Genomic DNA, 13,355 nt, shown 5'->3' with positions numbered 1-13,355 from the left:
ATTGCGCAGTGTGGTCCTGCGGCTCATTAATAAAGCCCGACTTCCGCGCATGTCACTGATAATATTTACTAGATTTCTTGATCAACTGTTCTTTATTTATCACGTTTACTGCACATATCATTAAACCAAAGAAAAACCAGGTTATGCTAAACGTGAAGATAGAACTTGATTCAATGCATGCTGGGATGAAGAGTACTGACGACCACAGCAGCGGAGAAATTGAACTCCGAAGATTGTCCGAAGTTCTAACCGCTTTGAACATCTTATAAACAGACGTTGTAAAGAAAATCACAATGCCCATAAAAATAAAGAATCCGTAGTTAACCAGAACTTCAAGCCAGAAATTATGAACGACATTTAGCGTGCCGACCGACACTCCATACAAGTCCATATAGTACGGGGCATTTCCGGGGCCAACCCCAAAAAGATTATTTTTAAAAATATTCCATGCACCGATTGCCAGCAGTTTCCGAATATCATTTGAACTGTCGGACTCTGATAATGACGAAGTTATTTCTATTGATTCTTTAATCGTGTCGATATTGAAAAAAGAAATAACTGTAAAAACGGTGATAAATAAGGCTAATAGTTTTTTGTTATTTTTAACTAAACTAATCATAAACGCAAAACTGGCAAGTATGAAAAGCAGAAGCATAAATCTCGCGCCGTTTACATAGTTAATGTAAAAATCACTTAGGAACATAAAACCGCCGAACAATCTGTATCGCCCTTTTTGTTTTATCCAATGGAATATAACCGGCAGACTAAGGATGAGAAAAAATGAAAAGTCATTTGGATTAAAAAATCCTGCAGTCGCCACATTATCTAGGCGATAGAAAATAGCGCCTGAACTAGGCAAGTGGTTATTAGTAGAAATTTCCCACAAGGCGACAATTATTGTTCCAAGTAAAGAAAAACCCCAAATCTTATAGAATTTTTCAAGCCATTCCGTATTGTAAATCAATCTTACCGTTAAGAAAATAACTGCAACTCCGAATAAAAGAGCCTTCATATTGATCTGTGTAGCCGAAGTTTGAACGACCGATGTCATTTGTATAAAAGCATAACCTAACCATATAAGAAAAAAATATTCACTCTTGGTCTTAATTACATTTCTATATCGTTTATCTACTAAATATAAAAATATATATACTCCAATTAATCCACCTAATACGATTAAACCGATGGCGCTTTGCAGAAAGTGGAAACAAACTGATGCTGTTACTATCGTTAGTAAAGCGCCGTGCAGCACCGCATTGAAATCACGTTTAAATAAAAAAAACGTCGTAAGCAGAAAAAATATAGAGCCGGCCATTATTACATAAGGATTTATTATTGATATTGATACGATACCTAATAATAATGTAACAACTGTTAAAACGAAAAAAGGTACTGTCCTACCACTTACAAACATTTGACTTGATCCCCCTATACACTAATCAAGTCAATTTTATCACGTCTGTTCCTTTCATGTCATCGTTATGCTTGAATCTGTCCGTAGCCTTTCCAAGTTCCCGGCGAACCCGCTGTTGTGCAAGTCCAACCGATATATCCACTTGATGCAGGCGCAGTATCAATAATCTAGTTACTTGATTAACCGGGAAAATTATACACTGCACCAACGAAATTTCCTATCCTCAATCCAACGTTTAGATTTCATAGGCCTTTCCATCGAACCAAACGAACCTCAGTAATTTCCATGATGTGGGTGAAAGTGTTGCGCCCCCTTTTAGAATTATGTCTGTGTTGTGCGCGATACTGGTAACAGTATCATTTTGAATGAGGATAAATTCTTGTCCATTCGTGCCAGCTCTAAACTTTAAGATTGTGTTCGCTGCACCACGACTTGTTTTAAGAACATTCCTGCTGCCAATGGACGGTTGAGTGTCTAAAGTAGTTGCATTGAATGCTGTCTTCGAAAACGAGGTGAACGTGTTATTAAAAACGGCGTCCTCACACAAGACTGTAGATTCAACAATACCGCCTCGGACTTTATTTGGATCGAATACTAGTTCATAAACCGCACCGCCTGCTGCTTTTCTCAGCAAATAACTTCCGCCGATTAGCTCAGGATCATTAACGTATATTCCTTTAAGTCCCGTGCCCCCCGAGAAAAGAATCCGAATCGCATACATCAATTCAGCAGACATCTGCGGATTAACATACTCAATGATTGGGTTGTTTATTATGATTCTTCCTGAACCTGACAACATAAACGCCTCGGATGGGCTCGCTGATGTCATTTTAATTCTTGCTTTATTGATAACAGCGTTTGCGCCTCCAACTACCGTTACCGCTCGACCAACAACGGTAGGACTTTGATAGGCGGCATTACTAGATATATCGATGGAGTTAATTACGTAGTCACAGTTATCTTGGATGTTTACGCCGCCGAAATAGTTATCTCCTGCCTTTGCTGTACCTTCGATGCTCCCGACGTACCCCGATGAGGAAATAGTCGTGAAAAACGTCCCGACATTCTGCCCGAAAATTCTACCAATGTGAATATCGTCGAACGTTTTAATGCTGACCACATGCGACTCTAAATCTTCGATACCGTCACAAGTAACTGAACCGATATAACCGCCCTTACTGCGGATGGAGGATTGCGTGAAGTACAAAGCATGAACGTCTACTCCCTGTGACCGCAGGATATTCTTTCCGTTAATCTCCCCGATGTAAATATCTTGGAAACACACACCAAGAAAACCGAAATCCACATTTTCGATTGTCAGGCAATTGATATGAATATCCCTCGTAAGATCGGTGTTTCTGCCTGCCGCATAAATACCGCCGATGAAACCTTTCGCGTAAACCTTGTCAATGTACATATGGTCGAAGTCGTGCATGCAATAGACGGCGGCTCCCGCACCAGTATAGAAAACCGGATTCTCAGCCTTAACAAGGGCGTTATTGGGCGCAGCGTTAAACACTGTGGAATCAACAAATACTCGCGGTTGATTGCACTCGAAATGAAAAGCGCCAATAATCGTCACATTTGGATTTCTTATTTCAATACAAGGTACACACCACGATAACTGTTCAAATATGGAGTTTGCGCCATTGGCGTAAATTGTTAGAGGCTTATCGATAACGATGCTTTGCGTGATTGTATATTTTGTTGTGGCTTTGCCTAGATCAATGGCCACGCCCGATGTCATAGCATCGGCAAAAGCCTGCCTGATTTTGGTTGTTTCGTCTGTTCCGTCACCTTTCACCCCGTATTTTGGGTCATCTAATGATATCGTTCGATTCGCAATTTCCGCCAACTGCGCATTAATCCCGTCGATGATTGGCTGCTTAATGTTGGCGAGTTCGATCAACTCGCCCATTTCCCGCGCGGCAATGTTCATCGCGTTATCCAATTCTTTCACCTCACCATTCGATCGTCTCTTTCACACGCTTAAGTCCCATCTTTTTTAGTTGCTTTGTCGCATCCTTCAGCAACTCGTCATACTCCGCCTGGAAGTTATTCCGCAGGTCGACGTCGCGCTGAATCCCAGCGATCCACTTTGCCGCATCGTAGACATACAGATCGTGATAGTCCGGATAGAACGCTGGCTCCGTCGACATGTTGCTTGCAGTCAGACCATCGGGACGCGGCCTGTAGTACAGGTACGCTACCTTCCCCACGCAATTCGGCGAAATGAATAGCGCGCCTGAGAACACCGTACAGAAGTTTGCCGGCGGCGTCTGCGTCTCTGGCGCCACCTTCGTGTAATCCACTCCGTCAATTGTCACGACGCGTATCCGATCCTCCGAGCAGTCATCGGGCAGCGAATAGTAAGGTGTCGCTGTCGTCGGGAACTTGCACACGGCATCCGGAAGCGGAAACTTCCTGAACAGCTTCTTGGTCAGCTCGTTCATGTTCGCGATGACCTGTGCCGGCGTCAGGTCGTGGTCGATCAGCAGTTTCACGCGATCGAGGATCTCGCTAACGATCAAAGTCCTTCACCTGCCTTATTGGTAATAGGCGATCTGCCGTGCCGACTTCAGCGTGTCGCGGGCGAAGTTCTCCGCCATCTCATGCACGCGCTTCTCGTTCTCGCGCTCCAGACGGTCCTGCGCGGCCTCCACGTGCGCCGTCGCGCTGAAGCCGTTCGCGGTATGGATCCTCCGGATCCGGTCGACGACAGCCGTCGTGAGCGCCGGGAAACCACGCTGCGGAATCTTCATCACGGACAGCCCCACCAGTCCATCCACGACCAGATGCTCGCCGGTGTGCGGGTTCCACATCACGTACAGATGCTCGTCGTAATCCTGCAGTTGGCGCTCCACCTCGTACAGATCGTTCGTGAACACACGGGTAAAGCCGTCTCGTTCGTATCGCTCCATGCCCATCCTCCTTAAAAGTAAAGAGGAGCCCGAAGGCTCCTCCCGTCATGCTGCTCCGAATTAGTACCCGGACGCTTCGTTCAGATCGCCGAGCTCGCCGAAAGCGTTGCGGGCGTGGCAGACCATCGTGCCGTACTCGAACGCGGTCGCCTCGTACGCCGGCTTGTTCGGTACGCGAGAAAACATGCTGCCGTCCTCTTCCATGAACGCCAGCTGCGATGTGTAGTACCAACCGAGGTCGTCCCAGTTGCCGGCCCACACGCGCTGACGCGGCATGTAGCGGTCGACAATCAGCGGCTTGTTGTCGAACTCGATGGCCTCGTAGCCGCCTTCCAGCTCCATCGGGTTGACGAAGCGCTTCATGCTGGTCAGCACGCCCTCGTACGCGGCACGAATGCCGTGATCAGCGGCGAGCCACTCGACCTTCTTGCCGGATACGATGTCGATGCGGTCGACCAGCGAGCGAAGCAGCAGATCGGAGATCGCACGGCCCGTGCCGCTGTTACCGAGCATGTTCGCCTTCCACCAGCCATACGTCCCCGGGGCGAGCCCTTGCAGCGTCTTCGTCGCCGAGATAATCGACGCCAGGCCGACAGGGTCGAGGTTCAGCGTCCCGGTGTTGACGGCGAAGTCGCCGGCTGCCGTCGTGACCGCTGCGCCGCTGATCTTGATTGTCTTGGCATTGTAGTCGATGTCCTGAATCGTCCGTGCCGTCACATCGACCGTAACGCCGTCGCTGTCGACGATGTCAATAACCTGGCCGATAAAGAACAGACGAATGTCGTCGACCGCCAGCGTCGTCACAGCTGTATTGACCGCGAACACGGCCAGCTTGCCTGTGCCGTCGCCGAGCGACGCGCGGCGCATATAGTTCTGCAGGTCCGTCGTCAGGCCCTTGACCTCGGCGGTCATCTCCTTGATATACGACGTGTCGTTCTTCTTCGCTGCTTGGATCGCAGCGTTCGAGACCTGCAGGCGGCCGTGGATATAAGCCACATTGCCCGTCGATCCCTTGTATCCTTGCGCGCCTGCCGCAGGAAGGTCGCCCATTTCCGTACCTGCGCCGACGCCGCTGTTGCGGCCGAAGTGGTGGGCGATGTAAAAGTTCTTACCGCTGCCCGAGATTTCCTCGGCCTTATCTTTCAGCTTCTTGACGAAGTAGTTCGAACCGTTGTTCACTTGCTCCTGCACCTGCGGCAGGTAATCGATCTTAAGCGCATCGCCGATCGTCGAAAGGTCTGCTCCAGCCAATGCTATTCAGCTCCTTATTGGGCTTCCCGGGCTGCGCGCAGGCGCTCCGCCATCCGTTGCTCTGCCTCTTTCCACGAGGTAGGCGGTCCGGCGTTCTGCGTTGCTGCTGCGCCCTGGGCGCCTTCTGTTTTTGGGCCTTGCTTCGATTTCAGGTATTTATCGATGGCGTCCTTCTCGGCCGTCTCCAGCTGCTTTTCGAGTAGGTCCGCCTTCATCGCACGGAACGCGACCTCCGGCTTGCTGACCTCGTTCTCGTGCATGTACTTCCAGAGCTCCATATGGTCGAGCGGCTTGCCGTCCAGCTGCTTGTCGGTCGCGAACTCCTTCAGCGACGCCTCGAAGGACTGCCACTCCTGCTTTTGCAGCTCAGCGGCTTCAAGCTCCTCGCCCTTCTTGGCTTTCGCCTCAAGCTCGTCGATCCGTTTCAACACGGACGCGGGTACGTTTTCTTTCTCCGCGCGCTCTTGAAGCTCGACCAGCTCGATCTCTTCTTTGAGCGTGAGCAGGTCGCTAATGCCGGAAGTACGCTGCAGGTACTCCGCAGCCTTTTTGTAAGCGTCGAAGTCCTTGTACTGGTCCAGCTCGGCCTTGCGATCTGCGTCCCATTTCTCGCGCTCAGCGGCCAAGCGCTTTGCGAACGCCTTCTCGAAGTTGTTCTGTTGTCCCTGCTCGGCGGCAGCGCCTTGCCCTTCTACGCCCGTCTGGGACTGATCCCCCTCATTGCCTTCCGTTTGCTCCCCGGCGGCGGAAGCTCCTTCAACGCCCGTTTCGCTCTCCTCGCCTGCGAACAGCTGCAGGTCCATACGTAGCCTCTTGCTCATTGAAAATCCTCCTTGTTATGCGGCGACCATAACGAATCAACGCCCGCGGAAATAGAAAATAGGCACCCGAAGTCTCATCAGGTGCCCGTCGCATTGCCTCTTGCTGCTGAAGCTGTAAGCATGGCCGCCGCTTTGAGCTGATCGCTCTGCGCCTTGGCCGCGAGATCTGCCTGCTTCATGGCCGTTTGATGCTCTCGCCCTGCTGCCGCCTCCGCTGCCTGCGCCTCTTGTTGCTGCTGAGCCACGGCCGCCTCCTGCTGTTGCTGCGCCATGGCAGGCGCCTGCAGCCGTTCAAGATGCTCCTGGTAGTGAATGTCCACTAGCATGCGGAGCGGCGGCGGCATCTGCCGGTAGCGGCTCGTCTTCCGGAACAAGTTGTGCAGATACAGGTGAACCTCGTTGTCGTCCGAATCCCACACTTCCGGCGTCCCCGGCGGCGGCTTCGGCAGCGCGGCCGTCCACTGCTCCGGCGGGACGCCTGCCTGTCTGAGCTGCTGCAGCGCGCTCTGGTACTGAGCGGCGTACTGCTCAATGACGGCGAGCAGCTGCGGATCTTGTTGCATATCTTCAAACTGCTTGTTCTCCATCTTGGCATTGTTCTCGTCCAGTGCCGTCTCCTCGAACAGCTCCGTCGAGTCGCCCATGCCCATCAGCCGCAGCAACGCCTGCGTGTCCGGCGTCCCGTCCCTTTTGACGATCGCGCCCTTGTCCCACATCAGCAGAATGCGCTCTTGCTGGGCCGCCTTCATCTCCGGTAGGCTGGAACCCTGGACGATCTTAATGTCCTCGGCGCCGTTCAGGTCCGAACCATTGAACGCAATGACCTCGATCTCGTTGTCCTCGCCGACAATACGGCCTTGACGCTCTTCCGTGTAATGCGCCTTCAACAACCGGAGGATACGCTGCAGGACGCGCTTCATGCCGTTCTCGTAGTTCTGCGAGGCGACGGTCAGCTTCTCGTTCTCCTGTTCGACCATGATCTCGAGGCCTCCCAGTGTATCGAGCCCGGCAGGCATCCGGCCCTGCGAGACTTCGCGGGCGCCGCTCATGTCGTCCATATCGATCGCATCGTTCGCCAGGTCGCGGTCGTAGAATGACGGGATATCCGGCGCACTCACGCGCTCCGGCTTCGCGCCATTGATCGGCGTGTAGTTGATGATGCCGCCAATCTCGTTAACCAGCTCTTCCTCATCCGCGCCAGAGCCCTGTGGGTTAAGCCACATCCCGTTGCCCAATCGCTTCGCATGTGTCGCGATCATCGTACGCTTGGTATTGATTCCGCGCTGCACCGGCAGCATGTCCGTAATGATCGCATCGTACTGAAGCGTACCGGGGATCGGTTGGTAACCAAACAGCACGTAAGGCAGCTCGCCCGAGTTTTCATCGTAGTCGAGCACTTGCCCGTTGCATACCGTCAGCTTAGCGCCGTTCGGGTACTTCTTGCATGGCCGCCACCAAAGCTCGTACACCAGCGCCATGTTCCGGTTACGCACGAGCTGACCGTTCAGCGTACCGTCCGCGCCGATCTGCGACACGTCGAAGTTGTTCAGGAATCCGAGATTCGCGTCGGCTTCGACGTGGACGCCGTATTCCTCGAAGATCTCATCGACGTCGCGGGCCTTGCGTTCGATGATCCAGCGGATTTCCTCTTCGGTTGTGGCCGCCTGGTCCCAGAAGATCGTCAGCGGATCGCATACGCGGGCTCGGATCTTGCCCGTGAAGATGCGCTGTCGCGGCCCAGCCGCCCAGGCTTCGTATCCGTGATCGCCCTCTTCAGGTGTAATGTCGTCGCCGGCGGAGGCATCGAACCACGTTTTCACCCAGCAGCGCTTCTTAATCAGCATGTTCAGGAAGATGTCCCGTGTTTTGCCGCTGAAGTCGAGCTCCTGCCACATGGACTGCAGGTACTTGTCCGCCGCCTTGGCCGCGTCGATATCACGCTGCTCCTTGCTGGCAGGCATGACGTCGTACTTGAGTTTGTTCTTGATGTGCTTGGCAAGCAGCGTCATGACCCGGGGCCGGATCTTGTTCAACGTAATGCGTTCAACGCCGTCTGGTATCGGCAGACTTTGAATGCGTCGCTCGGCGCGGTTCCACCCGATCCACTGGTTACCGACGAAGTAGTTCATGTTCACGAGAATCTGCCGGATGTCCGTCCAGTTCTCCGCAGACTTGAATAGGTCGTCGAGCTTACTGGGCGTCAGGCGCTTATCCTCCGTCGGCGCGGGCTTATCCGGCGCGCTGGCCTTCTTGCCGAATGGTAGTCGCATGGCTCACCTCCTTCCCGTCTACGACTCAATCAGTTGCGGGCAATTCCAGCGTTCGCCCAAAATACAGCCTGCTCCAAGTTCGTGAACGCAAGAGACTGCTCGCGCGAGCGCGGGACCGCCTCATCGAGCAGGTAAGCCAGCTCCTTCGCTTTCGACCGAATAGCCTCATACAGAGCAAGCTGGCCCTCCTTCGGCGCATGGTAGCTGAAATTATTCTCGATCTGCGGATTTGCTACGCGTTCAGGAACAGGCTGATAGGTGGCTTGGAAGATATCCGGCTTGCACGGATACTTCTCACCCTTAACGCCGGTTATAATCCAGTCGCCCACTTTCGCCGTCATCGTGCCCTCAAGAGTTTCGATCTCGGCGTGATACGGGAAGTAAGTAATCCCGTCGACAGTACAGCCGACGCCTCCGTGTTCAGCGAACATCGCGTCGATGATCTCACCATCAAGCTGAAAAGCCTGAATCACGACGGGCTTTTTCTGAAATTGACTCATTCCGCATCCCCCTTGTTCTGAGCCCCGACCCATGTCAGCGCCGTCTCGCGGAGCCGATCGTCGCCCCACTGCTTGACGTACTCGACCTTGTGCTTCTCGAGGAACGCTCGAAGACCGGCGCGGTCCAGTGTCGCGATCTCTTCTTCGGTCGGGAGCCTGTCCGCGGAGACGGCCGCCCCCAACTCGGGCTCGATCGTAATGACGTAGCCCGGCACTATGATCTCGTCGATCCGCACGGGAAGGAAGTGGAATGTCGGGTCAACCTCGGCGCGGCGCTCATACGCTTCGTCAGCATCAGCAAAGACGCCGATACGCTCATCGACGCCGCAGGTGTATTTAAATAGTTTCAGGTTCAAGTGTTATCCCTCCTCATAGTGGTTCCAGCCTTGACGCTTCCCTGTCGCCGTTCTGCGCCTTGATGACTTTGATCTCCGCCTGCTTGTACTCGCCGAACGACGGCGCCTGAATGCGATCGAGCAGCTGTTGCCGTTCTACCGCCCAGGCTTGACGCTCATCCTTCCAAGCGCATCGCTCTTCGAACATCTTGTCCTGCTCAACCGTATTCCTTTTCTCCAACCAGAAGACGGCTACCAGCATGATACCGCTGGTTACAATCCATGCCGCCGCGATAATCCACGCTTCCATGCTCATGCTGTTACACCTCCAGCCATCTCTGCGCGCCTGCGCTCCAGCTCAGAGGGCGTAAGCTCGCAGATGTTGGCCGCTAACTCGCGCGTGACCAGCTCGTCGATCTGAAAGGCGTTCAGCAGCCGGAACGTCGCGTCTTGCAGCGTGTAATGCGACTCGTACATTTTGCCGTCCTGCTCACCGCAGGCGTAATACAGCGTCGCCTCGGCTTCCGGTACGTGCGTGTACTGCACGGTCATATTCTTCAGCAGCATCATAGCGCCGTCATTCCTTTCTTGCGTGGTTTGTTGTGCTTCTCAATGTTCCGGCGGACGCGCGCCTCGGCAGACACATCCGGCAGCTTCGGCTCGGGCTTCTTCGGCAGGACTCGCATGCTACAGAAGTAGCGGATTGCATCCGGGCCGTGTGTCAGCTCATGGGGCTCCGTCGCCACGTCGTTAGGGTCCTTCTCATCCTTCAGCACAGAAGGCAACGTACGAATGATGTTGCGGCAGTTCTTAAAGAACTTGATCCGGGCCGTCTTCCGCAGCTCGCCGGTCTGCTCGTCTAGCTGCTCGAAGGGCTTAAGCCACTCCTTCAAGTTGAGCCAGCCCTGCACACGCTCATTCGATGCCTTGATCATGACGACGCCGTTGTCCAGAAAGATATCGAATGCGCTCTTACCGGTATCTTGCCTGCGGTTCCAGAGATCCGGCGGGCCATACGTGTGCTTGATGTCCTCGGTCTCTAGCGTCAGCTCTTTCAGACGGCCAGCTGCGTCGCTGATAATCAGATCAGGCTCGTAGACCTCTTTGTACACGTAAGCAAAACCCTGCATGTCCAAGGCGATCCAGTAGCCGGCCAGCATATCGAGGCCGTAGTCAAGGACCCGGAATCGCTGCCACTCCTGCGGAATGACGAACGGCTCGACAACATGTACCGACTCGCTGAACTCTTCGAAATAAGTACCGCCTGGCAAGCCATACTCGCCGAGGCCGACAACCTTGAAGCGCGCTGGGTTCGTGCGTTCCAGTTCCTCGATCAGACGGCGGTCGGCATCATCCAGCCACTCGTTGCACAGGTACGTCGTGGTGAACGTGTCAGCGTCAGGATCGACGTTGTCCCAGAATCGTTTCTTAGTCCAATGCGAGTCGATCCAAGGATTATAGCTCAGCGTGATCTGCTTGAAATAGCCTTCCGGCATCTCGCCTCGGATCGACTCGTCAAAGGTGCGGAACTCCTCTTCCTTCTCGATCTCGTAAGCTTCCTCCACCCATGCCCAGCACAGTACACCAACGTCGACTGTGATCGATGTGATCTTAAGCGGATCGTCGAAGCCGCGGAACAGGATCTTCTGCCCGGTGGGCAGATACTTCGCCTCCAGCGGGCTCTCAGTGAACTTCCAGAGGTGAAAGACACCCAGGCGCCGAGCTGCCCACTTGAGCACCGCGTACGTGCTGTCCTTGTTCGTGTTGAACGTGTTCCGTACGACGACCGTGTTCGCCAGCGGGTACTTCATCATGTTGTAGATGTACCAAAGCGCCACCGTCCGAGACTTCTTCGACGCCCGGCCGCCTTTCAGCACGCGGTAGCGCTTCTTGCTACGCCAGAACTTGCCGTAACCCTTGCCGACGATCTCAGTCAGGTTGATTTCGCCCATTTCATCACCGCCAATTCGCGAAAATGGATAGGGGCGAAAAACGGCGTAAACGCAAGAAAAACGGAGATCGTATCATCATCCGTTCTGCTGGTTATCCACAAGGCTACATACCCCGTGAAAAATATGAAAATCGCCGCTCAAGGCTGAATTTGCCCGAATCCGATCTGTCAAGCGTTTGAACTTTACGTCAAAATACTGATTTAAACCAGATGTCAGTCCTCCAGGTTCTCCTCGCCCTTGAAAATGACGACTTGCCCCTCCACCTGTTGTTTATCCACCCAGATCCCATAACGCTTGCCCAGGAGCTCGGCAGCTTTAACCCTGTCCTTGCCGTCGAGATCTTTCTTTACGAGTCTCTGCTCGCCCATCCCCATGCCTAATGGGAAGTCTTCCTGTACCTTCCCACGCAGCACGTTAGTCAGGAATTCCAGTACCTCGTCTTGTTTGGCGATTCGGTCGCTGTCCTTGCTGGCGATCAGCTGCTCGATATAAGCGCGAACGTTAACATTCGTCAACAAGCGGCTGGCAGCAGACTTAGCGACGTTGCGGCTCTTAATCACGTAGCCGGCGCGCACGTAAGCCTCTGTCGCATCGCCCAGTTCGACGTAAAAGTCCGCGAAGCGTTTTTGTTTTTCAGGCAGTTTAACTGCTGTCATCTCTCATGCACCTCACCCCATTGTCAGATAGGCTAAATTCTGGTAAACTAGCTTTGCACCGCTCGGAAAGCATCCGGAGGTGTTTTTATTTTCCCAAACAAAAAACAGCCGCATCAGCGACCGTCTCGGTAATCCTCAATTTGTTTTCTGGTCCATACCGGACCGCTTGCTAGGCGCTGAACCGGTTCCGGTAATACCCCTCGGCTAATGTATGTCGCAACTTTTCGCTTGTCCCACCCAAGGATCTCCGCCACCTCGGCCACGCCGGCAAGGGGCGGAACTACTCCCCCAAGTTTTCAACCCGTTCGCCTTGGCTCCAATCCAGATCCGAATCGCGAGACTTTTGCAGCCAATACACGCGGACCTCATTGCCTTCTGCATCGGTACCATTTGCTGCAAACTCTGCTATGCCTTCTTCTGTTTGCCAGTCAGTTAGTTGGCGATTCGTAAAGTCCGCTTGCTCCGTCAGATTGTACTCGACTCCGTTTACGGTTACTGATCCGTAATTCATTTTCGATCACCCTTTCGAATTGTTGACTTTATCATACGACACTTGTATGACAATGTCAACACGTCGATAGAGTTATTTTGCTATCAGCTTGATACGATCTTTATTCGCTCGTTGCCACCGCAGTGCCGCCGGCAGATCGTACAGCATCCGGCCGTAGCAGGTCGTCAGCGTCACGGTCTCGTCATTGGTCCAGTAGATCCACCAGACGTCCCCGATCCGAACGCAATCGTCCTCGCGGCGAACATCGCCGTCACGGATAAACGACTGTACCTGCTCCAGCAGCTCGGCGCGCCCGATCGGCTCAACACGCTGACAGTACCGGTCGTACGCATGAACTTCTATCCGCAGTCGCTTCTCTTCAAATCGCATATCCCTCCGCCCTCTCAGGTATGTAAACGCAGAACAGGCGACCGTCGAACCCCGAAGGATTGCCAGTCGCCCATTTATCTCACAATAGCATTTTAGCACGGCCAAAACGGCTCGTGTTCCTAAGTTTGTCCGCATTTTGTTCCGATTTTGTTCAGCGTGCCAAATTTGCGTATTCAGACATCGCTTTCTTGGCTATGCCGTAGAATGTCGTTTTTGAAATTCTCAACGCTGATGCTGCTTCTTCTGCTGATTTGCCATCCACATACCGAAGCCGCAGCAGCCGCGCGTAATCCGGCTTATACTCGGCCAGTGCCTCCAGAACGTTGTCGATCCGCTTGACCTCGGCCTGCAAGTC

Annotated in this window: 16 protein-coding genes; all 16 read right to left on the bottom strand. The window is 53.2% G+C overall.

The genetic code is table 11. The annotated features are described in order from the left end of the window. Nucleotides 1-52: 52 nt before the first annotated feature. Nucleotides 53-1,414: an O-antigen ligase family protein gene (locus KVT38_RS29275; protein ID WP_217597292.1), complete on the bottom strand. Its 1,362-nt coding sequence runs from the start codon at nt 1,412-1,414 to the stop codon at nt 53-55. A 235-nt stretch (nt 1,415-1,649) separates the two neighbouring features. Beyond that, nucleotides 1,650-3,365 (bottom strand): hypothetical protein, encoded by a 1,716-nt coding sequence (locus tag KVT38_RS29270; protein ID WP_217597291.1) that lies wholly within the window; start codon nt 3,363-3,365, stop codon nt 1,650-1,652. A 10-nt stretch (nt 3,366-3,375) separates the two neighbouring features. Continuing rightward, entirely contained in the window at nt 3,376-3,945 is a 570-nt protein-coding gene (locus KVT38_RS29265) for a phage adaptor protein (protein ID WP_217597290.1), read from the bottom strand. Nucleotides 3,946-3,960: 15 nt separating this feature from the next. Continuing rightward, nucleotides 3,961-4,335 (bottom strand): 2,3-dihydroxybenzoate--AMP ligase, encoded by a 375-nt coding sequence (locus KVT38_RS29260; protein ID WP_217597289.1) that lies wholly within the window; start codon nt 4,333-4,335, stop codon nt 3,961-3,963. A 60-nt stretch (nt 4,336-4,395) separates the two neighbouring features. Further along, nucleotides 4,396-5,586: a phage major capsid protein gene (locus tag KVT38_RS29255; protein ID WP_217597288.1), complete on the bottom strand. Its 1,191-nt coding sequence runs from the start codon at nt 5,584-5,586 to the stop codon at nt 4,396-4,398. 14 nt (nt 5,587-5,600) lie between these two features. After that, complete coding sequence (locus tag KVT38_RS29250) at nt 5,601-6,407, bottom strand: hypothetical protein (RefSeq protein ID WP_217597287.1); 807 nt, start codon at nt 6,405-6,407, stop codon at nt 5,601-5,603. 77 nt (nt 6,408-6,484) lie between these two features. Further along, nucleotides 6,485-8,677 (bottom strand): portal protein, encoded by a 2,193-nt coding sequence (locus KVT38_RS29245; protein WP_217597286.1) that lies wholly within the window; start codon nt 8,675-8,677, stop codon nt 6,485-6,487. 29 nt (nt 8,678-8,706) lie between these two features. Continuing rightward, nucleotides 8,707-9,177 (bottom strand): Acb2/Tad1 domain-containing protein, encoded by a 471-nt coding sequence (locus tag KVT38_RS35050; protein WP_254639654.1) that lies wholly within the window; start codon nt 9,175-9,177, stop codon nt 8,707-8,709. Next, nucleotides 9,174-9,533: a hypothetical protein gene (locus KVT38_RS29235; protein ID WP_217597314.1), complete on the bottom strand. Its 360-nt coding sequence runs from the start codon at nt 9,531-9,533 to the stop codon at nt 9,174-9,176. Before KVT38_RS29235 ends, KVT38_RS35050 begins: the two co-directional genes overlap by 4 nt. Before the next feature lie 13 nt (nt 9,534-9,546). Next, nucleotides 9,547-9,828 (bottom strand): hypothetical protein, encoded by a 282-nt coding sequence (locus KVT38_RS29230; RefSeq protein ID WP_217597313.1) that lies wholly within the window; start codon nt 9,826-9,828, stop codon nt 9,547-9,549. Beyond that, nucleotides 9,825-10,082: a fibroblast growth factor gene (locus KVT38_RS29225; RefSeq protein WP_217597285.1), complete on the bottom strand. Its 258-nt coding sequence runs from the start codon at nt 10,080-10,082 to the stop codon at nt 9,825-9,827. Before KVT38_RS29225 ends, KVT38_RS29230 begins: the two co-directional genes overlap by 4 nt. Continuing rightward, nucleotides 10,079-11,464, bottom strand: coding sequence for a PBSX family phage terminase large subunit (locus KVT38_RS29220; protein ID WP_217597284.1), 1,386 nt, complete (start codon nt 11,462-11,464; stop codon nt 10,079-10,081). Before KVT38_RS29220 ends, KVT38_RS29225 begins: the two co-directional genes overlap by 4 nt. 212 nt (nt 11,465-11,676) lie before the next feature. Continuing rightward, nucleotides 11,677-12,120: a terminase small subunit gene (locus KVT38_RS29215; RefSeq protein ID WP_217597283.1), complete on the bottom strand. Its 444-nt coding sequence runs from the start codon at nt 12,118-12,120 to the stop codon at nt 11,677-11,679. Nucleotides 12,121-12,400: 280 nt separating this feature from the next. Further along, nucleotides 12,401-12,631, bottom strand: coding sequence for a hypothetical protein (locus KVT38_RS29210; protein WP_217597282.1), 231 nt, complete (start codon nt 12,629-12,631; stop codon nt 12,401-12,403). Between the two features lie 72 nt (nt 12,632-12,703). Beyond that, nucleotides 12,704-13,000 carry a hypothetical protein gene (locus KVT38_RS29205; protein WP_217597281.1) on the bottom strand — a complete coding sequence of 99 codons (297 nt, stop codon included), beginning with the start codon at nt 12,998-13,000 and terminating at the stop codon, nt 12,704-12,706. Nucleotides 13,001-13,151: 151 nt separating this feature from the next. Further along, nucleotides 13,152-13,355: sigma factor-like helix-turn-helix DNA-binding protein (locus KVT38_RS29200; RefSeq protein WP_217597280.1), on the bottom strand; the 204-nt coding region annotated here is incomplete at its 5' end.

The organism is Cohnella sp. GbtcB17, assembly GCF_019091135.1.
GTDB lineage: Bacteria > Bacillota > Bacilli > Paenibacillales > Paenibacillaceae > Cohnella.
The sequence above is the reverse complement of the archived record's forward strand: the minus strand, read 5'-3'. Positions and strand labels throughout refer to the sequence as shown.

Coding starts and splice junctions, on each gene's coding strand:
- KVT38_RS29275 (WP_217597292.1), bottom strand. CDS start 1,414: ATGTTTGTAAGTGGTAGGACAGTACCTTTTTTCGTTTTAACAGTTGTT.
- KVT38_RS29260 (WP_217597289.1), bottom strand. CDS start 4,335: ATGGAGCGATACGAACGAGACGGCTTTACCCGTGTGTTCACGAACGAT.
- KVT38_RS29250 (WP_217597287.1), bottom strand. CDS start 6,407: ATGAGCAAGAGGCTACGTATGGACCTGCAGCTGTTCGCAGGCGAGGAG.
- KVT38_RS29245 (WP_217597286.1), bottom strand. CDS start 8,677: ATGCGACTACCATTCGGCAAGAAGGCCAGCGCGCCGGATAAGCCCGCG.
- KVT38_RS35050 (WP_254639654.1), bottom strand. CDS start 9,177: ATGAGTCAATTTCAGAAAAAGCCCGTCGTGATTCAGGCTTTTCAGCTT.
- KVT38_RS29230 (WP_217597313.1), bottom strand. CDS start 9,828: ATGAGCATGGAAGCGTGGATTATCGCGGCGGCATGGATTGTAACCAGC.
- KVT38_RS29225 (WP_217597285.1), bottom strand. CDS start 10,082: ATGATGCTGCTGAAGAATATGACCGTGCAGTACACGCACGTACCGGAA.
- KVT38_RS29220 (WP_217597284.1), bottom strand. CDS start 11,464: ATGGGCGAAATCAACCTGACTGAGATCGTCGGCAAGGGTTACGGCAAG.
- KVT38_RS29215 (WP_217597283.1), bottom strand. CDS start 12,120: ATGACAGCAGTTAAACTGCCTGAAAAACAAAAACGCTTCGCGGACTTT.
- KVT38_RS29210 (WP_217597282.1), bottom strand. CDS start 12,631: ATGAATTACGGATCAGTAACCGTAAACGGAGTCGAGTACAATCTGACG.
- KVT38_RS29205 (WP_217597281.1), bottom strand. CDS start 13,000: ATGCGATTTGAAGAGAAGCGACTGCGGATAGAAGTTCATGCGTACGAC.